This window comes from Priestia sp. D51, from assembly GCF_053345675.1.
On record NZ_JBLTIR010000002.1, the window covers coordinates 282,292 to 304,057 of the forward strand.

19 protein-coding genes are annotated in these 21,766 nt (G+C 39.1%); 3 read left to right on the top strand and 16 right to left on the bottom strand.

The genetic code is table 11. The annotated features are described in order from the left end of the window. Positions 1-466 precede the first annotated feature (466 nt). The 4 genes from ACNHOZ_RS08055 to ACNHOZ_RS08070 all read right to left on the bottom strand — a co-directional run bounded on the left by ACNHOZ_RS08055 (position 467) and on the right by ACNHOZ_RS08070 (position 3,952). Positions 467-856, bottom strand: coding sequence for a hypothetical protein (locus ACNHOZ_RS08055; RefSeq protein WP_048019122.1), 390 nt, complete (start codon positions 854-856; stop codon positions 467-469). A gap of 31 nt (positions 857-887) precedes the next feature. Beyond that, complete coding sequence (locus ACNHOZ_RS08060) at positions 888-3,119, bottom strand: T7SS effector LXG polymorphic toxin (protein ID WP_447697084.1); 2,232 nt, start codon at positions 3,117-3,119, stop codon at positions 888-890. 200 nt (positions 3,120-3,319) lie between these two features. Then, positions 3,320-3,592: a DUF5344 family protein gene (locus ACNHOZ_RS08065; RefSeq protein ID WP_028412986.1), complete on the bottom strand. Its 273-nt coding sequence runs from the start codon at positions 3,590-3,592 to the stop codon at positions 3,320-3,322. Positions 3,593-3,598: 6 nt separating this feature from the next. Further along, entirely contained in the window at positions 3,599-3,952 is a 354-nt protein-coding gene (locus ACNHOZ_RS08070; RefSeq protein WP_014459697.1) for a YwqH-like family protein, read from the bottom strand. Between the two features lie 336 nt (positions 3,953-4,288). On the opposite strand from ACNHOZ_RS08070, the gene ACNHOZ_RS08075 reads away from it, so the two are divergent. Beyond that, positions 4,289-6,421 carry a GDYXXLXY domain-containing protein gene (locus ACNHOZ_RS08075; protein WP_447697085.1) on the top strand — a complete coding sequence of 711 codons (2,133 nt, stop codon included), beginning with the start codon at positions 4,289-4,291 and terminating at the stop codon, positions 6,419-6,421. Positions 6,422-6,642: 221 nt separating this feature from the next. Here ACNHOZ_RS08075 and abc-f read toward each other — a convergent pair whose 3' ends face one another. From abc-f to ACNHOZ_RS08105, 6 genes are all read right to left on the bottom strand, one after another. Beyond that, on the bottom strand, positions 6,643-8,271 hold the full coding sequence (abc-f, locus tag ACNHOZ_RS08080) for a ribosomal protection-like ABC-F family protein (RefSeq protein ID WP_168760928.1): 1,629 nt from the start codon (positions 8,269-8,271) through the stop codon (positions 6,643-6,645). Between the two features lie 371 nt (positions 8,272-8,642). Then, positions 8,643-9,965: an alpha-galactosidase gene (gene melA / locus ACNHOZ_RS08085; RefSeq protein WP_447697086.1), complete on the bottom strand. Its 1,323-nt coding sequence runs from the start codon at positions 9,963-9,965 to the stop codon at positions 8,643-8,645. Positions 9,966-9,991: 26 nt separating this feature from the next. Then, positions 9,992-10,822: a carbohydrate ABC transporter permease gene (locus tag ACNHOZ_RS08090; RefSeq protein ID WP_028412981.1), complete on the bottom strand. Its 831-nt coding sequence runs from the start codon at positions 10,820-10,822 to the stop codon at positions 9,992-9,994. Continuing rightward, a complete protein-coding gene (locus tag ACNHOZ_RS08095) occupies positions 10,822-11,754 on the bottom strand; it encodes a carbohydrate ABC transporter permease (protein ID WP_014459692.1) in 933 nt (310 codons plus the stop codon). Before ACNHOZ_RS08095 ends, ACNHOZ_RS08090 begins: the two co-directional genes overlap by 1 nt. An 89-nt stretch (positions 11,755-11,843) precedes the next feature. After that, positions 11,844-13,103: an ABC transporter substrate-binding protein gene (locus tag ACNHOZ_RS08100; RefSeq protein ID WP_447697087.1), complete on the bottom strand. Its 1,260-nt coding sequence runs from the start codon at positions 13,101-13,103 to the stop codon at positions 11,844-11,846. Between the two features lie 311 nt (positions 13,104-13,414). Then, positions 13,415-14,449: a LacI family DNA-binding transcriptional regulator gene (locus ACNHOZ_RS08105; protein ID WP_447697088.1), complete on the bottom strand. Its 1,035-nt coding sequence runs from the start codon at positions 14,447-14,449 to the stop codon at positions 13,415-13,417. A gap of 333 nt (positions 14,450-14,782) precedes the next feature. Between ACNHOZ_RS08105 and ACNHOZ_RS08110 the strand changes: the two genes are divergently transcribed. Next, positions 14,783-15,538 carry a hypothetical protein gene (locus ACNHOZ_RS08110; protein WP_447697089.1) on the top strand — a complete coding sequence of 252 codons (756 nt, stop codon included), beginning with the start codon at positions 14,783-14,785 and terminating at the stop codon, positions 15,536-15,538. Positions 15,539-15,603: 65 nt separating this feature from the next. Next, a complete protein-coding gene (locus ACNHOZ_RS08115; RefSeq protein ID WP_447697090.1) occupies positions 15,604-16,383 on the top strand; it encodes a class I SAM-dependent methyltransferase in 780 nt (259 codons plus the stop codon). A 55-nt stretch (positions 16,384-16,438) separates the two neighbouring features. Here the strand turns inward: ACNHOZ_RS08115 and ACNHOZ_RS08120 are convergent, their stop codons facing one another. The 6 genes from ACNHOZ_RS08120 to ACNHOZ_RS08145 form a co-directional block, all read right to left on the bottom strand. Next, positions 16,439-16,654, bottom strand: a complete 216-nt coding sequence (locus ACNHOZ_RS08120; RefSeq protein WP_048019115.1) for a hypothetical protein — start codon at positions 16,652-16,654, stop codon at positions 16,439-16,441. Between the two features lie 76 nt (positions 16,655-16,730). Beyond that, on the bottom strand, positions 16,731-17,186 hold the full coding sequence (locus tag ACNHOZ_RS08125) for a GNAT family N-acetyltransferase (RefSeq protein ID WP_048019114.1): 456 nt from the start codon (positions 17,184-17,186) through the stop codon (positions 16,731-16,733). A gap of 19 nt (positions 17,187-17,205) precedes the next feature. Then, positions 17,206-17,877, bottom strand: a complete 672-nt coding sequence (locus tag ACNHOZ_RS08130; RefSeq protein WP_048019113.1) for an HAD family hydrolase — start codon at positions 17,875-17,877, stop codon at positions 17,206-17,208. A gap of 171 nt (positions 17,878-18,048) precedes the next feature. Then, positions 18,049-19,185, bottom strand: a complete 1,137-nt coding sequence (locus tag ACNHOZ_RS08135; RefSeq protein WP_048019112.1) for a glycerate kinase — start codon at positions 19,183-19,185, stop codon at positions 18,049-18,051. Positions 19,186-19,205: 20 nt separating this feature from the next. Further along, positions 19,206-20,474, bottom strand: a complete 1,269-nt coding sequence (locus ACNHOZ_RS08140; protein ID WP_048019111.1) for a GntP family permease — start codon at positions 20,472-20,474, stop codon at positions 19,206-19,208. 126 nt (positions 20,475-20,600) lie between these two features. Beyond that, positions 20,601-21,701, bottom strand: coding sequence for a sugar diacid recognition domain-containing protein (locus tag ACNHOZ_RS08145; protein ID WP_447697091.1), 1,101 nt, complete (start codon positions 21,699-21,701; stop codon positions 20,601-20,603). Between the last annotated feature and the right edge of the window lie 65 nt (positions 21,702-21,766).

Below are 21,766 nucleotides of genomic sequence, written 5' to 3' on the forward strand. Positions count from 1 at the left end.
TTGTGAACATCTCCATTTTAATTTTGCATCTTGCACTGCTTCGTCTCACTCAAATATCAGCTGATTCAATATAATTTAAAGTAAAAAACCTCGAAAGGCATTTAGCCAATCAAGGTTATTAAACTTACTTTATTCCTACTCAAAATCCTCGTATATTCTTAGCTTACACTATATCCTTTTTAAAGTCACAGCTAATATTATGCTCAGAAGCAGGCTTTGTACGAACATTTTGTGCGAACATGATGACTTTTTAATATCTATATATCTACTAATATCCTCATTCAATATAGAGATTATCTCTTAGTTACATAAAGTCTTTGTTTGATGTCCTTGAGATCGGTACCAGTTTATACAACACAGCTAGATTTTTGTCAGTAATTTGAAACTTAATAGTGAGGTCATAAAGCTATGTGACTTAGTTACCCATTAAAATAATGGAGTGCCTTTTTTAGTTAATTATTAAAAATTATACACATAAACTGCGTTTCACTTCTGCCAATAAACCTGTCAGCTCAGTTTTCTCTGGTTTATTCTCCACTTCTTTATTTACATTTTTCTCCAAATAATCATAGAATGTTTTAAAATCTAAAAAAGCTATTTGTTCAATTTCAACAGCTGGGTAACCTAGCTCTATCAAAACATGTTTTTCATCTAAAGGTCTAGGTAATTGTTCCATATCATATTCATCTAAATCAGACTGAAAAAAGGCAAATACTATCTCCTGTCCATAACCTTCTCTTTCGGCAAAGCTTTTTAATGCTTTTTCTAGATATTTTCCATTTATAAAATTAAAATATGTTAACATTAATTTATCAATATCTTCTTTACTTTCATTTATTTGATATTCTCCACTCATTTTTCGTCCTCCAATAACATCGTATTTTTAGTTAATCAACAATAGGGAAAAAGTTTGTTATTTCACCAGCCTCATTTAAATACCCTCTAAATTTTAAACCATTTGAAGCAGTTCCTTCGACAAGTCTCCCATTTACTTTTCCGTTCTGCATTGCTTCCTGTCCCAATCGATAAATTTTGTCGTCACTAATCTTAGATGGGTCATAAACTGTTTTAGGTTCCTTGATATTTTTATATGATACTGGGTCTGCAACGTTACCAGCCATATCTTTTCTAGGTATTTTATACTCTACTTCATAAATTCCTTCAATCGATTGATGTGATTTTTTAGACACAATTAAATCATCCGGATTGAAACCTTGACTTTTCAACGCTTTATTAAATTCATCCATATTGTGACCACCAACAATACCTTTTTTAGTATTAACATTTTCGACATTTATGAGGTGATTTTTTGCATTTTCAACAAAATTAAATTTATTAGCCCTAACAGCATTTTTACCCGTAGCCTTATTCTCAATACTTCTATCTTGTTCTTTACCTTTCCCTTCGACCTTCTCCAAAGCTTTCGACTCGCCCTTGGAAACATCTTTAACCTTATGCTTGGTTACGGTCTTTTCTGCTTTGTTTACGCGAAGTACGTATTCTGCTCCTTCGCTTCCGTATTTCACCACTTTCCCTGGCACTCTCGCAAAGCCGCCAAAAACAATTCCTGCTCCAGAAACAGAACGGTCAAAACTAGATAGTTCATTCCCAGTAATAGGGTCATAACCAGAACTTGTTTCCCATATGCCTTTTAAATTGGATATACCAGGGAATATATCCGCAACAAAAGAAAGCGTTCCTAAACTCTCCTGTTGTTGCTTTTTGGCTTCCGTTTTATATACACTTCTTGCAATTTCAGGCTTTTTATAATTCGCATATAGATACGGATATTTCTTCAACTCTTTTTCTAATTTTGCTTTAGAATGAGACAGTGCCGCAAGATCCCGCTGAACCTTTGGACTGTTTTCCTTTTGAATATGTTTAAAGACTTCTTTGACATGGGGAGCTTTTTTTTCAAGCTGTTCGAGCTTCTTTTTTTGATTCAGTGGATGCATCATTTCCAGCTCTTTTAGCTGTTTTAGTCCAACTGTTTTAATAACTTGCTTTTCTTTTTGTTGAATAGTCAGCTTTTTAGGACTTGTAGCTTCTTTTTTAGCCCCGACACTCCTAATCTGCCCCTGACTCATCACCGACTGCATAAGCATTCCCTCAACGCCCGTAGCGTTTTGAAGAACCTGTTGAGACGCTAGCATGCCCACAGTTGAAGAATCGTTGAGCGCCTGCAGGTATGGGCTTTTTTCAAGTTCCACTGCTTGCTCTGCAGGTGACAGTTCCGCTAGTTTTTTCATGTTGGCAGGTGCTGTATCCTGCTGAATTTGCGTTAGCACTTCTCTTATGTAAGGCGAGGTTTTTTCAAGCTTGTGAATTTCTTTTAACTGTGCAGTAGGCGTCATTGCCTGAAGTTGAATCAGTTTTTTAAGGCCTACTTCCTTTATCACTTTCTCTTGTTTTTCTTTTCTTGTCAAGGTTGTTGGAATGCCTTTTTCAAAAACCGACACGCCTCCTGAATCGGCCATCGCTTTTTTCGCCAACGCGCTCAGCTCACTTACATTGCCTGGCTGAATGGAACCATTTTGAAACCCAGCTTTCACTTTAGAAAGCAGCGAGTTTAAAGACGTCAGCTGATCTTGAATGGCTGAAAGGCTTTGCGTTTGCTGTTCGTCAAAACGGACTAAATCGTTCATCGTTTTGTCCGCTTTGTTTTTTGCTTCTTCTACTTCTGTTAGAAAACCTTGGTCGTTAAGCGCTGAAACAGAAGCAAGATGACTGACTTTTTGAATCGCTGCATTCGCTTGATCGACAAGCGAAACGGTTGTATTTCTTGTTTGATTTAAATGCGCGGGAATAGTGTCTTGTAGAAACGGCTGCGTGATGTAGCCGTCTTCGCTCGGTTCGAATGAGCGCAGCGCATGTGTGATTTGAGTTAATCGAGCTTCATAGGAAGTGAGTAATGAATGATACAGCGTTAAAAAAGAAGCATGTCCCGTTTCGTAAAAAGACCGAATCGCTTCTCCTCCTTTTCCTTTAAACGCATCATCTAAGCTTGAAAATGCCTGAACCTGTGAAATCAGGCCCTGAATTTGTTCTTTTTGACTTTTAATAGAGTCTAAGATAGCTTGAATATTTTCGTAAAAAGCATCGACATCAAGTGTTTTCAATAACCTGTAACCTCCTAGCTGTATCGATGTAGAAAAACAACGAACGGTTAACGAACAATCGCACGTCATTTTTCTAAACCTAAGCGGACGCTCCTCTTTACAAGGCTTGCACCATCCGCTAGATAAAACCTTTTTATTTAAATGCCAAATCTATGCTGGTTGAAAGGTTGTTTTTGATAGCTTTATATAAAATATGAACATTATTTAGCGGCGTTTGCAGCTTTTTCATCTGCTTCTTTTATGGACTGCACGGATTTTTTGGTGGCGTTCAAATCATCGAGGAGCGTTTGCTTGTAGTCCACAATTAACGTTTGCAGCTGCTGGTTCAGCTGGTTTAATTCATCGAGCACCTCTAGTTCTTGTCCGCTTCCGACGTGAAACGGAAAAAGCGGCTGGAACTGCTGCGCAGCAGCGCTTAGGTCACTAAGCGTTCTATTAATTTCACCATCTATTACTTTAATTTCGTCTGCCATATTGCATCACACCTTATCTTTTGCTTCGTCTTCTTGCATTTTAATGGCGCGTTCCATCCCTTGTATATCTGATTGAAGCGCCGTAATTTTTGCATCAATTGTCGTGATGGCATCCGTCAGCTGACGGGTCAGCAAATCATCGTATTCGTCTAACATAGCGGTGCGGATGTCTTCAAACCCAACAGCAAGGCTGCCTGACCAAGTGGCGGAAGTGAGCTCTGGTTCTTTTACCTTTTCCTTTGCACGTTCAAGCTCGCCTTTGACTTCCGTTAACGTGTTTTTACTAGCCGTAAGCTGCTGGATATCTTCATGTGCCTGCTTCACTTGGGTATACAGATGAGCAACAAACATCTCATTCATATGATGACACTTCCTTTATATCTATCTCTTGGTTTCTCTAACAGTAATTCCCTTTTATAGCTTATCAAATAAAGAAAGAGAGCACATCGGCATGTTTTCTTATATTTTTTGGGAATAATGTAGGTTTTTAGTTCAATACCCACTCTTCAGGATAAAATAACCAAAACTATCTTACCATTGACAATTTATCAAGATTTTCGGACTACTTTGCTTGTTATTTCCACGCCACTAAAAGGCCTTTTTACACAATTTTTTTGTTAAAACGCATTCATTCTTTCTATTTCCAAATATTTAAACATGCGCTAGTATATACATAATATAAAGAGGAGGTTGAGTATGAGAGAAAAGCTCGTAAGACTCGGTTATTTACTGGGGTTGGCTCTTGTTTTGTCCGGCATTTTATATTTCTTTGCATCGAACTGGCAAGGCTTTGACCGCTACATTAAAATTGCGCTGAGCGTGGGGCTGATGCTGCTGTTTTACGGAAGTGCGTTTGTAGTGCGAAAGCTGCTTCCTCAGCAGGCGTTTTTAAGTCACTGGACTCTTTTGGCCGGCGCTCTTTCATTTGGATTAAGCATCGCGCTTCTTTCTCAAATTTACAACACGCACGCTGAATCGTACTGGCTGTTTTTAATTTGGCTTGTGCCGGTTATTTTGTTTAGCTTTTTTACAAAGTATCAGCCGTTTTACGTGTTATCGTTTGTTTTATTTCAATTCACCATGGCTTTTTTCATTTCACCAACAGGCGCAGTTTCACAGCGAGGCGAACACGAGACGCTTTTACTTTACGCAGGAATGGCGTTTGTGAACTTGATTATTTTTTGGATCATAAAAAAGAAACGGCGCTCGTCTCCTGTGATCATGTATGCGGCGTTTTGTTTGTTTCACTACATTTTTTTAACTGTTTCCCTGCCGGATTTCACAGGGAGCTCTAGCTTACGGATTGGTCTTATTATTTTTTATTTGCTGTTTTTACTAAGCTCCTTTTTTTATTTTTCAAAAGTGGAGCCGCAAAGGTCGTTTTTAGGGATTTCCATTGTGGCATTTGCTTTATTTGTTATTGAACAGTTTTTCTCTTTTATTTTTAAACACTACGCTGAATGGTCATTGTTCTTAGCTTTAGGATTCGTGATTTTATTTATTGGTGCAAGCGTATGGTTTGTCAAATGGCTCACTGCTAACACGTCAGCACAAAAAACCTCGCTCCGCGTAATCAAACGAATAGCGGTGATTGGGATTACGGCCATTGCATCGGTCATCGGCAGCAGCTCTTTAGGAGGACTTGTCACACTTATTACAGGAACGTACCCAACAAACGGAATGCTTGTGACTGGCGTTTTGCTGATTGTGGCATGTTATTTAATTAAAGCAGATATTCCAACCGTGAAATATACGCTTTTAATGATGGGCGTATTAATTAGCGGCGGCGCTTCTTTTTTTGTGAACGACATTCTGTTTTTTATCTACGTCATCGCACTTGTAGCGCTTTTAGTATTCACAAAGCATATGCCCGTTCGCCTGCTGCTTTTTGTGCTAGTGCAAGGGCTTCTGTTAATAAAGGTTCCGACTGCTTACTATGACACTATCAAAATAGATTATGTGCTGCTCGCTTTGTTTCTATTAAATGCCGCTGTGTACGCGATAAACGTACACCACGCGTTTAAAAAAGCGGCGCTTCTTCTTGCTTTTATCTTTTTACTGTCGCTGACTGAATTAAGCGAACCGTCTTTTTTAAATATTATTTACTGTACGATATTTTTTGTAATTTCGACCGTCTTTTTATTTGTGACGGTACGAAAAAAGCCAAAATACGATTTTATGGTCGGCATGATTTTCTGGTTTGTTTTTTTAGCGATGAAATATTACGACTTTGTGTGGGATTTATTTAATAAATCACTTGTGCTCGTTATTTTAGGTCTGATCTTTCTTTTCCTAAGCAGGAAATGGGACCTGTCAACGCCTGATCAGCCGCAGCCGTCGTTTCTTGACCGCAGCCGAACCGCTGTATGGGTCATCATTCTTGTTCAGCTTATTATGCTGGGCGGCATTTTCACTAAAAACGAAGTGCTTCTTCAAAACGGAAAAGAAATTAAGCTCGCTTTACAGCCGATCGATCCGCGCTCGCTGCTGCAAGGCGATTACGTTGAGCTGAATTACGACATTGCGCACGTTACCTTACCTCATGTAAAAGACGGAGAAAAAGTGAAGCTCGTTCTTCGTCCTGACAAACAAGGCGTGTATAAATACGCGAAAATCTACCAAGCGGATGATGACTGGAATAAGCCGTATACTTCTAAAAAGAAAGACGTTGTCCTTACGGGCAGCTATCACGACTGGGGAATTCAGTACGGAATTGAACATTATTTTATTCCAGAAGGAACCGACAGCAAAGTGGAAAGCGAAGCTCGTTTTGCTACTGTACGCGTTGGAAAAAATGGAGATGCGATCGTTACAAAAGTAGGAAAATAAAAAAGCAGCCGCTTCAACATTGAAGCGGCTGCTTTTTGTTTTAATTGATAAATACGCCGATGGTCATCGTTAGAATAAGAATCACAAAGAAAATAATGATTCCATAGCCAATCCATTTTATTCTTTTGGGCGTTCCTTTTACATTCATATCCGTTAATTTTCCTTCAATACGCTTTTGATGTTCAGTAACATCATTGTATTCATTGTTAGGTGAAGTGATATTACCCTTCCTTTCTATTTAATCGTTTTCTTTCTTCTAAAAGCTCTTCGTATCTTTTTTCAAGACGCTGCTTGTCTTTTCCTTCTGGCGTGATAGAAAGCTCGCTAATCACTTTTGTTAATTCTAGTTGAAGCGCAAGTTTCTCGGCTTCATTTTGCTGCTGTGACGCTTTTTTGCTTTTACCCGTGTCTTCAATCGCCGCGAGCTCCGCTTTGGACTGTTTTAACGTCAAAACATGCGTCGCAAGCTTTTTAACAAAATAGCGGTCGTGCGTCACAAATAAAATCGTCCCTGGATAAGCTTTTAACACTTCTTGCAACGCTTCTTTTGTATGAAGATCAAGATAGTTGGTCGGTTCATCTAAAAGAAGAACGTTATAATTTCCTAAAAAGACTTTTGCTAATGCCGTTTTCACTCGTTCTCCTCCGCTTAGCATCTCTACTTTTTTATACACGTCTTCACGTTTAAAAAGTAAGCGCGATAGCACCGTACGAATAAACTGCTCGGTGTACGGACTGTCTTCTTTAATGTTTTCTAAAATGCTTTTAGCGGGATCTAGATTTTCAAGACGCTGATGGAAAAAGCCAAGTTTTACAGGCTTCGCAACCGTGATGCCTTCTGCTCGCTGCTCAATCATATTCAGCAGCGTAGATTTTCCGGCGCCGTTTTTGCCGACAATCGCTACTTTCGCTCCTGGCTTCACACCGCCTTTTAGATTTTGAAACAACATATGATTACCAGCTAATGCTGATACTTTGTCAAAGCTCAGTACCTGCTTGCTGTGCACTTGGTGAAACTGCGATAGGTCAAAATGAATTTCTTCCATTTCTTTTGGCTTTTCTTTTTTCTCCAGCTTTTCAATTCTTGTTTCAATCGCTTTTGCGCTTCTATCTAGCTTCGCTTTTTGTTTTCCGACCGCTCGCTTATGAAGCCTCGCTTCAGAGTTGCCCATGCGGCTCGGCGCTTTTTTAAGCGACTTTGATTTTTGGCTTTTTTCTTCAGACGCCAGTTCAAGCCGCTGCTTTTCTTTTACATACTGTTCATATTCAAACTGCTGTCTTTCAACCGCGTGTTTTTTTTGCGTCACATATTCTTGATAATTGCCTTCATAACAGTGAATTTTGCCGCCTTCTACTTCCCAAATAGACGTACAAAGGCGGTTTAATAATTCTCGGTCATGTGAAATCAGCAGCAGACTGCCTGTAAAAGAATTCATTTCTTCTTCAAATTTCTCTACGCCTTTTACATCTAAGTGGCTCGTTGGCTCATCGGCTGCAAGCAGTTCCGCCCCGGATGAAAGAGCAGCTGCAATTTTTTTTCTTGTTTCTTCCCCTCCGCTAAGAAAGTCCGCTTCAGTTGGCACACTCCACTGACTTTTCATCTCAGGAGAAACGGCAGATGTAGGTTGAACATCAAGCTGCGGAATCAGTGAGGAACGGCCATATGTTTGCACAATCCCTTGATCTGGACTCATTTTTTTCATTAAAATATGAAGCAACGTCGATTTGCCTTCTCCGTTTTTTCCCACAATTCCAATTCGCTCTCCGCGATGTACTTGAAGTTTCTCTGCTTGAAACAGCAGGCGGTCTCCATAGCTTTTTTCAATATTTATAGCTTCTAACAATAACATAAAAAAACCTCCCTAGGATTTCTAGAGAGGATTAGAGGTCATAATTAGGCATACGCAAATATGCACCCTTTTTATAGAGTAAAAAAAGGGAGAAATCACTTCATATAAGACATATAGAAATGGCACCTAAAAATGTACAGACTAATCCTATCTAGACAAATGTTCATTTAAAATAAAGTTTTAAAAGAATGTCTAAAAAAATAGGATTACTTATCCATTGTCTACGGTACCTTTCCTTTCTTAGTATAAAATGACTTGCTTCTTACAGTGTATGATGAACATTTTTAAATGTCAATATCCATTTGGATGATATTCCCTTCTTTTCCTAAGTACAAAAGATCCTCAGCTGATTTCAGCCGAGGATTCTTTTCTTACACGTATTGATTCACTTTCCCTGTAAAATCAGGCAGCCACTCGCCGTGTGCTTCAATTAAATCATCGCACATACGAATGATGTCATCCATGGATAATTCCGCATTTGTATGAGGATCTAGCATCGCTGCTTGATAGATGTGCTCTCTTTTTCTAGTGACAACTGCTTCAATAGTTAATAATTGCGTATTAATATTCGTACGATTTAACGCCGCAAGCTGCTCTGGTAAATCTCCTATATAAGTCGGCATAATACCGCTTCGGTCTACAACACATGGCACTTCTACGCACGCTTTTGTCGGCAGGTTACTAATTAAGCCTCCGGTATTTAATACGTTACCCGCAAATTTAAACGGCACGTTTGTCTCCATTGCTTCAATAATTCCAGAGCCGTACTCATGTGAACGTGTATGAGTTAACTGACTGTTGTTAACCATTTCTTCTCTCATGGATTCCCAATTGCTGATTTGCTCTTCGCATCGGCGCGGATATTCATCAAGAGGGATGTTAAACTGATCAACAAGATTTGGATATTTATGTTTAATAAAGTATGGATGATACTCTGCGTTATGCTCAGACGATTCGGTAATATAATAACCGAACTTATCCATTAGCTCAAAACGCACCATATCGTGATGCTTTGTTCTTTGCTTTTCTTTTGCCAGACGCTTAATTTCTGGATATAAATCTTGTCCATCTCTTTTTACTTCTAGCAGCCATGCCATATGGTTAATGCCTGCGATTTTCTCTTGTATTCCTTCATGATCCATTCCGAGAGAATCAAATAAATCTTTTGTACATACTTGAACACTGTGACAAAGGCCTACCGTCTTTACATTGGTATAGCGCAGCATTGCACCCGTTAGTGTTGCCATTGGATTCGTGTAATTTAAAAACAGCGCATCTGGACATACTTCTTCAATATCTTTTGCAAAATCAAACAGCACTGGAATCGTGCGCAGTGATCTGAAGATTCCTCCAATTCCTACTGTATCTCCAATCGTCTGACGCAAGCCGTATTTTTTAGGAATTTCAAAATCAATGACGGTGCTCGGTTTATAACCCCCTACTTGAATGGCGTTAATCACATACTTTGCTCCTGTTAAAGCTTCTCTGCGGTTCAAATAGGCTTTGACCGTAATATTCACTTTATAGTTTTCTTTTAGATTGTTTAGCATATTTTCCGAATCTTTTAAACGCTCAGCATCTATATCGTATAGCGCAAATTCAAAGCCAGCTAAAGCAGGCACAAACATGCAATCTCCTAAAATATTTTTTGCAAAAACTGTACTTCCCGCTCCGATAAATGTGATTTTAGACATTGTCATCTTCCTTCCTCGTATTGGTTTTATCCTTTTACAGATCCTGATGAAAGCCCTGCAATAAAGTATTTTTGTAGCACTAAAAATAAAATGGTCATTGGAAGCATCGCAATGATTGCAGCTGCTCCTACTAAGCTAAGATTATTTTGATTTTCGGCAAAAAAGCTCGCTAACGTAACGGTTAATGTATGCATTTCCTTATCTTGAAGGAAGAAAATTGCAAACTGATAGTCGTTCCAAATATAGACGCTTGCAATAATTAAAATAGACGCAGTGACAGGCTTTAGCAGCGGAAATACGATTTTAAAGAAAATCGTTAACGTGCCGGCCCCGTCGATTCTTGCTGCTTCCTCGAGCTCTTTAGAAATAGTGGAGCGAATGAAGCTCGCATATAAAAAGATCGTTAGCGGCAAAAATGCTGCGACATTATTTAAAATAGCAATTTGATACGTGTTCATCATCCCCATATTCACAACCATTTTGTACAGCGGAACTAGCGCTGTTAAAGGCGGTATTACCATCACGGCGATAAAGATAAAATAGACGTACTTATTTAGTTTCGTTTGGCGTCGCGCTAAAGGATACGCAGCCATTGATCCTAAAAAAATAAGCAGAATCGCCGAAACGAACGTAATGATAAATGTATTAACAAAAGAATTTCCTAAGTTGGCTTGCTCCCAAGCCGCTGTGAAATTTTCAAGGTGTATACTTTTTGGAAATACCCATTTTGAACTAAAATCCCCGGTTGCCTTTAAAGAAGTCGTAACTAGAATATAAAAAGGGACAATATGAACGAGCGTTATACAAAGCGCTAGAAAGGTAAAAAACCGTTTTTTCCGTTTATTTGTATAGTCCATCACGCTTCTGTCTCCTTTCGCTTAAAGTACACAAGTGCTGATAAGCTAATGACTAAGATAATGAGCGCCATGCACACACCTTGAGTTGCAGCATAGCCGGCGTCCTGTCTTCTAAAATATAAATCATACATAAAAGTAGACATTGACTGCGATGCATCTCCAGGTCCTCCTCCTGTCAGCGCAACAATGACGTCAAACAGTTTTAAACCTCCGATAATATTTAAAACGACGTTAATTGTAATCGAAGGCATGAGCAGTGGAAGCGTGATGTTTTTAAACTGTTGAAGAGCCGATGCTCCGTCAAGCTGTGCCGCCTCGTAATAATCTTTTGAAATACTTTGCAGCCCCGCTAAATAAATAATCATCGCAATTCCAACGAATTGATACGTATTGACGAACACAATAATCCAAGAGTTAAGCTCCGGAGTCCCCAAAGCATTAATCTTCTCAAAGCCTAAAAATACAAGAAGGTCATTTAAAGCGCCTCCTTGGTAGGCAAAAAAGAAGTACCAAATATACCCCATAATAATTGGGCTGATAATAACCGGAAGGTAGACAATTGTTCTTGTTACAGCTTTCATTTTAATGCTTTGATTGAGAAGCAAAGCATACAATAAGCCAATAATGTTTTGGAAAATTGTACTGCCTATTCCGTAGAGCAGCGTATTTTTTATCACAAGCCAAGTCGTTGGGTCTGCAAGCAAACGTTTATACTGCTGGAGCCCAATCCAATCGTATGTTTGTGAAAATCCATTCCAATTAGTAAAGGAAAGTCTAATTCCGTTAATAAAAGGATAGATAATAAAAACGGTGATAATTACTAAGCCGGGAAGGTACATCCACCATAAAGAAGACTCTGTTTTTAATTTTTTCTTTCGTTTTTCCGTATCTCTTACTACGGAAACCGGCTCTTTCCTGACTATTTCATTCATCGTGTTCACTCCTATTTCAGCTTGTGTTGAAAAGAAGCAGAAGCCTATCTCCCTGCTTCTTAGCGAACAAGGAACTTTTGCACACTATTTTATTGTTTACTCAGACGCTTGTACTCTTTTTCCATCTCTTTTGATAATTGCTTTGGCGTTAAACTTCCCGCTAGCAATTCTTGACCTGTAGAAGACATCACTGCCCACATACCGCTCGGTAAATACTTTCGGTCGAAGTATGGCTCAACTTTAATATCGCTATACTTATCGTAGTATTCAGAGTAGTAGTTTTGTGTTTTATTGTTTGTCAGAGCCGATGCTGAAGACGTTCCTTCGGCAATCTTTTTGGCAACTTCCGGCCGTGACACAAATTCAATAAATTTCTTAGCTTCTTTAAGGTGCTTAGAATCCTTCCACGCAGCAAGGGTAAAGCGCTCTCCCCCAATCCAGCTTTGCGTGCCCCCTTTATGAATAGCAGGCACCGGTACCGTTCCTACTTTTACTTCGGGATTTAATTCTGTTGCATCCGGTCCAAGAGATCCGCCCACAAATGTAAAAGCAATTTTATTTTGAGCCATTAATTCCGTTGCTTGAGATACTTTTGCGGTTAATACATCTTCATTCAGCAGCCCTTTTTTCTTCATTTCTGCCATTGTTTCCGCTAGAGGCGTATAGTTTGACCAATTGAATGTCCCTTTTTCAAACTGCTTAGCATAGTTCTTATTTTTTGCTGTAATAAGCTGAGGTGTAGCCAGCTGATCAAACACTTGAGCAATATTCCCATTTTCCCCTCCTGGGATCCATAAAGGAGCTACTTCTCCTTTGCTCTTCTTTTTTACTGCTTCTAATGCTGTTATAAATTCATCCATTGTGTTAGGAGGCTTTATTCCGTATTTTTCTAACAGCGTCGCATTATAGCTAATTCCGTCTTTTGCTTGATTTAAAGGATACGCATACACTTTGCCGCTTTTATCTTTTAAAATTTGATTTAGCGCCGGATCCAAATGCTGAACCCAATTCATATCTTTTAAATCTGCTACATACTCACCGTAGCGAAGCTGAGACCAGCCGTGCGTATCAAATAAATCAGGCATATCATTTGCACCCATTTTCACACGAAGCATATCTTCATAGCCGTTACCCGGAAAATTCGCATCAATTTTAATATCTGGATTTTGTTTTTCAAATTCTGCAATTGCGTTTTGAAGCGCTTTTCTCTCGCCTTTATTACTCATCGTAGAAAAAAGCGTTAACGTTGTTTTCCCATTTCCGCCTGTTGATGCTTCTTTATTTCCGCAGCCCGCTGCCACAACAGAAAAGACTAGTAATAGAACGAAAAGATACGTAAGCTTTTTCATTTATCTTCTTTCCTCCTTATACTCTATCAAGTTATAAATAACTGAATATTCAGTATTTTAACCATAGACAAATTCATTGCACAACGAAATAAAGTCACTTATAATTTAGTCCTATACTTTTACAAAGGTTCAAAGAGTCCTAGAGATGAAAAAGCTTTTTCATTTACATACTTATCTGCCAATAAGTATGTAGTTTCTAGGGCTTTTTAACCTGCCTTTTTTATGATTTTTTCTATTTTTCTTCCCCCTTATCACTCTTTATGTATGAATTCTGCTTTTTTATCACCCCCTTTCGAGTTATAGCTTTTAGGTTACTGCTTCTTGAGTAAAGCTCCACAGCTTTCACGGTAAATTAATTTAGTCGGCACCATGACTTTTAAAGGAATAGACCTGCCGCTTAGCCGATCTACTAGCATTTTAACAGCCTGCCTTCCCATTTCTTCGGTATATACTTTAACCGTTGTGAGCGGCGTGCTCGCAAATGCTGCGACATCCACATCATCAAAGCTTACAATCGCTACGTCTTCAGGAACCTTTATAGTTGATTGCTGCAGGGCACGCATCGCCCCTATCGCCATTGCATCACTTGCGATAAAAAATGCCTGAGGAAGATTTCCTTGCTTAATCGCTTGTGCCATCAGCTCATACCCTTCAGTCATTGAGTACTCCCCTATATAAACTTTCTCGGAATCAAGCAGGCCTTTTTCATGCATAACGCTTTCAAAAACTGTTTGACGCTGATCTTCAATAATAGAACTTCCATTTATATAGTGTTCTCTTTCTGTCCCTCCGATATAGCCAATTCTTTTATAACCGAGGTCAAATAAATGATTTAATGCATGTTTAGTAGCTTTCTCAAAATCAATCATGACCGAATCGTACAAATCCTCATCCGCTTTGTGATTGATAAAAACAATAGTATCTAAATGATTGCTCACTTCTTGAACCGTTTCTGGACTAACTCTTCCCACTACAATTACTCCATCAAGATCCTGCAGCAACTCTTCTTTCTTCATGCCTTTTAGTCTAAATGACTTTACTGTAAAAATTTCTTTTTCTGCGCATTCACTCTCTATTCCATGGCGAATAGAAGAGAAAAAAGGGTCTACTAACTCTTCTTCAAGCGATTGAGCAAAAATAATACCTATCCTTGGAGCTTCTATGTCTTTTCCGTTTGCCGTTCCTTTTCGTATCTTCACAGGCGTATATTGCAGCTCCTTGGCTGCATGAAGAATGCGCTCACGAGTAACCTCAGATACAGAAAGCGTATGATCATTATTTAGTACTCTGGATACGGTTGAACTGGAAACATTAGCGTACGCCGCTATATCTTTTAAAGTTGCCATCTTTTTACCTCTCTATTATAATCTTCTATTTTTACTAAATATTTATCTCTTATATTGGAAGAATAGCACATTAATAAAACGCTTTCAATAAATAATTTTAAAATTTCAGTAAATTCATTGAAATATTCTCCAAAATTCTTCATTTCTTTTGTTAGTTCCGCCGTTAAAATGACAAAATCACTGCTATTACTACTTTATTTTTATCACACTGCACTAAAACTCAAGTAAACTTTTAGTAAATAACAATTTTTATAAGAATTTGTTCATATTTGATATAAAACGGTTTGTTGGGGAAAATAAAAGGAGAAATACTGATAAGGAAAGAGAGAGCATATGATTAGCCAATATTCTTATTTTCAACAATGTCTGCCTGCCATTAAACAATTGCATAATATGAATTTCACGAAAGTACAGCTGTTGCAAAAAGACTTTTTAATAGGACAAGAAAATGGATTAAGCATGTACTACTCACCTCATAACGACTACATAAATCCAGACGCTCATATTGTTATTGCGGGCATCACACCGGGCTGGTTTCAAATGAAAACCGCTTTTAAACAATGCGTTTCCAGCCTGCCCCATCATCATCCGCTTGAACAAATACTGTACGAAACAAAAAAATCCGCTAGCTTTAGCGGAACGATGAGAGTCAATTTAATAGACATGTTAGACAGGTGCGGCGTTCAAAAAGCGATCGGTATGGACAGTGCCGCTGAGTTATTTGCTTCACAGCGAGATTTACTGCATACAACTTCTGTACTGAAATATCCCGTGTTTTATAAAGGAAAAAACTATACGGGCCATCAGCCGCCAATTGAACGATCAGCGCTTCTTTCACACTATGCTTTTGAAGTGTTTCCACAGGAATTGAACGAAATAAAGAATCCATGCTTAATCATTCCGCTAGGAAAAGCAGTTGAAAATGTTTTAAGAAAACTTTCGCGTGAACCTTCGTTTTCTAGGCATACTTATTTATTTGGCTTTCCTCATCCATCCGGAGCAAACGGACATCGAAAACGAATATTTGAAGAATACTTAAGTGAATTTACGGAAATTGTGGAGGATTGGGCTGTAAAAAGAAAGAGCTGAAACTAGTTTCAGCTCTTTTTTTGCTATAATTATGTAAAAATACGCCTACACGGAGGTCCGCTTTTATGTTAACAAATTTAGAAGAATATAATAACCCTATTTTATACGATGATGAAAATGAGCAGTATAAAGAAGACGTTGCTTTTTTACTAACAGAAGCAGCTAACAAACGCGGAATGATCCTTGACTTAGCCTGTGGTACAGGGCGCGCAACTATTCCATTAGCACAAGCGGGACATTCCCTGATTGGAGTAGATATTCATCCACCTATGCTGCAAGAAGCGCAGAAGAAAGCCGAGGCTTTGAAGCTATCTGTTAAATGGGTGGAACAAGACTGTACTAAACTCGACTTAAAAGTAAAAAGCGACTTTATTTATATCGTAGGAAATTCATTTCAGCATTTTCTAACAAATGAGGAGCAGCATGTTTTTTTAAGCGGCGTTCATACGCATTTGAACGAAGGTGGAACCTTTATTGTTGGAATACGTTTTCCTTCTATAGAAGAGCTAACATCAACAGAAGCAGAAGAATATTGGAAAAGCTACCAAGATCCTGACACTCGATATACAACAGACGTCTACATAAGCAGCCACTATGATGCCATCAAACAAATTCAGTATAACCTCACAACTAGAAAGATAAGAGATCACGAAAAAATCATAAAAGAAATAACATCGAAAATAGATTTACGCTATACGTTCCCGCAAGAAATGGAACATCTTTTAGCACGTATCGGATTTATGATTACGAACGTCTACGGAGATTGGAAAAAGAGCGCTCTGACCAACCAAAGCACTCAAATGATTTACGTTTGTAAAAAACAAAGAGTCAATTCCACTCTTTGACACGGTTTATAGCCTGTTTATTTCTAGTATTAAAAAGAAGGATGCACACATCACTTTAGCTTTTTCTTCTTTTGGAATCTCCTTCTTTTTCTTCTAGTTCTCGTTCATGCTGTTCTTCATGAAACTCTTCTTCTGTTTGTGCAGCAAGATAGTCAAACAGCGTATAGTAATTACGAGGAAGCTTTCGGTGCCAAACTGTTTTAACAATAATGATCAGCAGCGGAATACTAACCATTAAAACAGCAACTAAAACTAGTAGTGAAAAAATCATAAATTATTTCCTCCTGCTTTATAAACCGTTCCTCCTGGAACAAAAAAACGGATACCCTACATTCATTTACTTATATTCAATCTATATTTACCGCCATCAGTATACGAGATTCATGAGTGACAAAACCGTTCTTTTCAAAGAAACGTTCTGGTTTTCCTTGACCTCTTTCTGTAGACACGTAGACTTCTTTCACTTCTTTTTGTATAAGTAACTCGTTAAGGAAAGATAAAAGGCTCGTTCCTATGCCAGTTTGCTGAGTGCTGCTTAACACACAAATTTCATTTACATAAAACGCCTTATAGTTCGCCCACTGTTCTTCATTTCCTACTATAAATCCTGTGAGTTTATTGTTTTCACTATGAAAGTAACCTATCCCTATGTAACCTGGAGTTTTACTGATATCGTATAAACGGGCATAAGCAGTGTTTATACTCCAAGGTTCATTCCAAGGCCGGGCGCTAAAAACGTTTGTATAGATGATTGCTGCTTCTTTAAGATCTTCATCAGTCAATAGACGAACTTCGATTTTCATCGTGTTTCTCCTTTTCACATCAGTTCTCTTGAAACTCATTAATGACATTCAACAGCTCTTTTAAATCCTCTATTACATATGAATCTGTAAAATTCCCGTCAAAGAAAGCGTCTTTTTTCCATACAGCATGCATGCCTGCCCCTCTTGCACCAAGCACATCATTTTCTGGATGATCCCCGATATATACACTTTCTTCAGCCGACACATCAAGCGCTTTTAATGCTCGCAAAAAGATATCTTTATGCGGCTTTTTAATGCCTTCTTGTTCGGAAACAAGTATGGTATCAAAATAGTGATCAATTCCAAGCGCTCTAATATTCATCCACTGAAAGTCCGTAAAACCATTTGTGATCATGCCTAGTAACAACCCTTTTTTCTTTAGCTCTTTTAGTACATCCTCCATATGTAAAAACGGAACGCAGTGAGCTGGAAAATGGTGAAGGTAATCATCTAGCATCCCTTCCCACGTTAGATTCGAAAGATCATATTCGTTCAAAAGCTGCTGATATACTTTGTCTTTCCATACATAGCCTTTGTGATCTAACTCGATAAATCTAGATATGTATTCCTGCTTCGGTATGTGTGCTAGCTCTTCACTATAACGCTCGTATTGATCTTGAATAAAACATTTTAACGAACTGTCTCGATCTAATAGTGTCCCGTCTAAATCAAAAATAACGGCTTTAATCATGATTTGCCTCCTTTATGTGTAAGTTGATTCAACGATTGGTTAATTATAACATTTTTAACTATAAAACTAATAAACTATATTGAATTCTTCCCTGTACAAGAAAAAAGGTCTCTTGTGATGAAAGAGACCTTCTAACATTGACTGAAAAAAATAATAAAAACTTTAAGTCCTTTATTTTATTGCTAAACTTATAACTGACGCTACATTTTTAGCCGTTCTTTCAATATTTTCATCAGCTTTTTCTAGCGCTTCCTGAAGAGTCACTGCCCCGGGCACGACGCTGAATAAGGACGAAATACCGTGTTCATACACAGCTTCACTTCCCGCTCCAATGCTCCCTGCTATCGCTATCACCGGAACGCTATGCTTTTTTGCTGTTTTGGCTACGCCAATGGGTGTTTTTCCGTAAATGGTTTGTCCATCTATTCTTCCTTCACCGGTAATGACAAGATCGGCATTTTTAATATAGCTTTCTAGCTGAGTTGCTTTAATGACGATGTCTACACCTGGCTTTAACTCCGCAGATAAAAATGCCAGCAGGCCGCCTCCTAGTCCTCCTGCCGCTCCGGCACCAGGAATACTTTGAATATGAATACCCATTTCTTTTCCAACAATCGCTGCGTAATGAGCTAAATTACGGTCAAGCTGTTTAACCATATCAGGAGTCGCACCTTTTTGAGGACCAAACACAGCGGATGCTCCGGTTTCACCCGTTAACGGATTGTCTACGTCGCACGCCACTTCTACTTTGACTTCAGCAAGCCGAGAATCCAAGTTTGTCAGATCGATAGAGGCTAACTGAGCTAAACTGCCTCCTCCTTCTTTTATTTCTGCACCGTTAGCATCAAGAAGCTTTGCCCCTAAAGCTTTTGCCATACCGGCTCCTCCATCATTTGTAGCACTTCCTCCGATGCCAATGATGATATGCTTTACTTTATGATCTAACGCTTTAAGAATGAGCTCGCCCGTTCCTCGCGTTGTTGTGATAAGCGGGTTTCGTTTATCGACAGGAACATGATGAAGGCCTGAAGCGGCTGCCATTTCAATAACAGCCGTGTTGCCGTCTCCAAGAATTCCGTAAAAAGCTTCCACCTCTTTACCTAATGGTCCGGTTACTCGCGCTTGTATAATCTCTCCACCCGTTGCGTCTACAAGCGACTGAACAGTTCCTTCTCCTCCGTCTGCCATAGGTACTTTACTAATCTCCGCGTCTGGAAAATGAGCTTTTATTCCTTTTTCAACCGCTTCACAAACATGCAGAGCCGTTAAGCTTTCTTTAAATGAATCCGGTGCAATCACAATTTTCATAGAAACACTCCTTTTTGTTTTTACCCGTATAGCTTTAATACACCAAATATAAGCGTGGATACAATTGCCATAATGAGTCCAATCAGCGATTCATAAGGGATTAATTTTAAACGTTCTTTTATTTTCATATTTACACTTCCGCCCGTTGCGTGGAAAAAGCTTCCGTGGGGGAGGTGATCAAGTACGGTTGCTCCGGCATGAACCATAGCAGCTCCGGCTAAAGCAGAAACGCCTAGCTCTAAAATCGTCGATCCAAAAACTTGGCTTGCGACTGCTGTTCCTGCCGTTGTCGAAGCCGTTGCGGCTGACATAAAAATACCTGAAACCGGTGCTAAAACATAAGCAGGCAACCCAATGGCAGACAAGCCTTGAATGATCACGTCTTTTAGCTGAGAGTTAGCAATGATTCCTGCTAATGTCCCCGTTCCAAGCAACATAATGGCTACACCTGACATTTTCCCTAACCCTGAAATAGCGTATGTATTAAGCTGCTTTCCTTTTTTCATCACAATGGCACCAACAATCCCTCCTGCGGGAAGAGCAACCATCGGATCAACATTAATATCAAAAAGCGGACGCAGCGCCAGCAGGACGATGGTAACGATTGGCGCTATGATGGCTGTTAAAAACAGCGGCAAGCTGCTTGCATCCACTGTATCTATTTCTTCAGCTCGAACCATTGTTCCTTTTTTCACTAATCGTTTGGCTACTACATAAGTAGCTGCTACGCCGAATATAGCGGGAATAATCCCTGCGGCCATTACGGATGTAAGCGGAATATTAAATGCATCTGAAGCAGCAATGGCGTTAGGATTAGGAGACATTAAATTCCCTGCCTTTCCTCCTCCGATCATTGCTAGTAAAATAGCAGGCTTTGACATACCCGTACGTTTCGCAATAGCTAAAGCAATAGGGGCTACTGTGATCACAGCAACATCAACAAACACGCCTACTGTCGTAAGAATAAGTGTGGCTAGCGCTAGCGCTAAAAGTGCTTTTGTTTCCCCGAGTTTTTTTACAATGGTTTCTGCTATAACCGCTGCAGCACCTGATTCTATTAATACGCCGGCTAATACCCCAGCTGCAAGAATCCGCAGCACTGCAGGAATGATGCCTTGCGCTCCTTCAATCATTAAAGTAACGGTATCAGCAATATTAACTCCGCCTATCAGTCCTCCTATTAAAGCTCCGGCTATCATTCCGTATGCAGGAGCCACTTTCTTTAAGATTAATATAATGGCAATTACTAATGCACAAATCGCGCCTAATGCGCTTACTTGAACGTCCATAAAGCATCCCCTTTCTTGTTTCCTCTATCCCCAATGCTAATTGTAAGCGCTACCTTTAATTCTTTCATTAGTCATTTCAACAAAAAAAGACCTTGCTATCACAAGATCTTTTATGCACGTGCACAATTATGAAATTTTAGATAGCAGTAGCGCTACATACAGTTCGAGAAGGTCTTTTACTTTCCTTGGATCTTTTCCCGTGATATCTTGAATTTTATCTAGACGGTAGCTTAGCGTATTCCGATGAATAAAAAGCTTTTTAGCTGCCGTGCTTCCTTCGCCATTTTCTTCTATGTAGATCGTTAACGTTTCGATAAGCTCTTTTTTCTTATCATATTCCTTAAGCTTTTCATAGTATTGCAACAGATCATGATTTTCTTGAAAACCGGCGCGTTGACGTAACAGTACGGGAATTTGATAATCCGAATAGCTGTAGAAATCAGCTTCTGGATGAAGCTTTGAACCAACAGCAAGCGTATCTTTCGCCTGCTGATACGATACATGAAGGCCTTTAAAGTCAGCTTGAACAGATCCTGCAGATAACTTACACACCATACCAGACGCACGAAGCTGTTTTTCCAGCTGTTCAGCATAGCTGCTAGCGCTGCCCGCTTCTATAGATTTCAATAAAACCACTCCGTCTGGAAGCATAGCGTATAGATCATTATTAGCTATGTATTTCTTTACAACCTTCATAACTTCATGGCGATTTTCAGCTTTAATAATTAGTGCCATTCTTGGAAGGTATAAGTTAATATTAAACCGATTCGCTCGTTCAAAAAATAAGGAATCCAGCGGCTCTTCTTGTTGAAGAAGCTGATGAACCCCCTCTTCTTTTAATCGTTCATCCCACTGAATTTCCTCTATTAAAATCATTTCTTGAAAAATCATTTCAGCAGCCATACGCACAAGCTCTCCGTAATTACGAATCTGTTCTGGCAGTCCTGTTAATCCCACGACTCCAACAATTTCTCCGTTAAAGAAAATAGGCAAATTCACGCCCGGTTTGGCTCCGCGCAGCGAGTCAGCCTGCTGCTGAGTAATTTCGTAAGAACTGCCGCTTTTTAATACCATTAGCGCTCCTTCGTGAATTTGGTCCATTCGCTTTTTGTCACCAGAACCAATAATGACTCCTTTTTCGTTCATCACGTTAATGTTGCAATCAATAATCTCCATTGTTCTACCGACAATTTTCTGAGCTAATTCTTTTGTTACGTATCTCAACATTTCCCCATCCTTTGTCTCTATGAAGTAAAGCTCATTTTTTTCGTGACAGCTAATTTGCATTCAAT

Coding starts and splice junctions, on each gene's coding strand:
- ACNHOZ_RS08055 (WP_048019122.1), bottom strand. CDS start 856: ATGAGTGGAGAATATCAAATAAATGAAAGTAAAGAAGATATTGATAAA.
- ACNHOZ_RS08065 (WP_028412986.1), bottom strand. CDS start 3,592: ATGGCAGACGAAATTAAAGTAATAGATGGTGAAATTAATAGAACGCTT.
- ACNHOZ_RS08070 (WP_014459697.1), bottom strand. CDS start 3,952: ATGAATGAGATGTTTGTTGCTCATCTGTATACCCAAGTGAAGCAGGCA.
- ACNHOZ_RS08075 (WP_447697085.1), top strand. CDS start 4,289: ATGAGAGAAAAGCTCGTAAGACTCGGTTATTTACTGGGGTTGGCTCTT.
- abc-f (WP_168760928.1), bottom strand. CDS start 8,271: ATGTTATTGTTAGAAGCTATAAATATTGAAAAAAGCTATGGAGACCGC.
- melA (WP_447697086.1), bottom strand. CDS start 9,965: ATGTCTAAAATCACATTTATCGGAGCGGGAAGTACAGTTTTTGCAAAA.
- ACNHOZ_RS08090 (WP_028412981.1), bottom strand. CDS start 10,822: ATGGACTATACAAATAAACGGAAAAAACGGTTTTTTACCTTTCTAGCG.
- ACNHOZ_RS08095 (WP_014459692.1), bottom strand. CDS start 11,754: ATGAATGAAATAGTCAGGAAAGAGCCGGTTTCCGTAGTAAGAGATACG.
- ACNHOZ_RS08100 (WP_447697087.1), bottom strand. CDS start 13,103: ATGAAAAAGCTTACGTATCTTTTCGTTCTATTACTAGTCTTTTCTGTT.
- ACNHOZ_RS08105 (WP_447697088.1), bottom strand. CDS start 14,449: ATGGCAACTTTAAAAGATATAGCGGCGTACGCTAATGTTTCCAGTTCA.
- ACNHOZ_RS08110 (WP_447697089.1), top strand. CDS start 14,783: ATGATTAGCCAATATTCTTATTTTCAACAATGTCTGCCTGCCATTAAA.
- ACNHOZ_RS08115 (WP_447697090.1), top strand. CDS start 15,604: ATGTTAACAAATTTAGAAGAATATAATAACCCTATTTTATACGATGAT.
- ACNHOZ_RS08120 (WP_048019115.1), bottom strand. CDS start 16,654: ATGATTTTTTCACTACTAGTTTTAGTTGCTGTTTTAATGGTTAGTATT.
- ACNHOZ_RS08125 (WP_048019114.1), bottom strand. CDS start 17,186: ATGAAAATCGAAGTTCGTCTATTGACTGATGAAGATCTTAAAGAAGCA.
- ACNHOZ_RS08130 (WP_048019113.1), bottom strand. CDS start 17,877: ATGATTAAAGCCGTTATTTTTGATTTAGACGGGACACTATTAGATCGA.
- ACNHOZ_RS08135 (WP_048019112.1), bottom strand. CDS start 19,185: ATGAAAATTGTGATTGCACCGGATTCATTTAAAGAAAGCTTAACGGCT.
- ACNHOZ_RS08140 (WP_048019111.1), bottom strand. CDS start 20,474: ATGGACGTTCAAGTAAGCGCATTAGGCGCGATTTGTGCATTAGTAATT.
- ACNHOZ_RS08145 (WP_447697091.1), bottom strand. CDS start 21,701: ATGTTGAGATACGTAACAAAAGAATTAGCTCAGAAAATTGTCGGTAGA.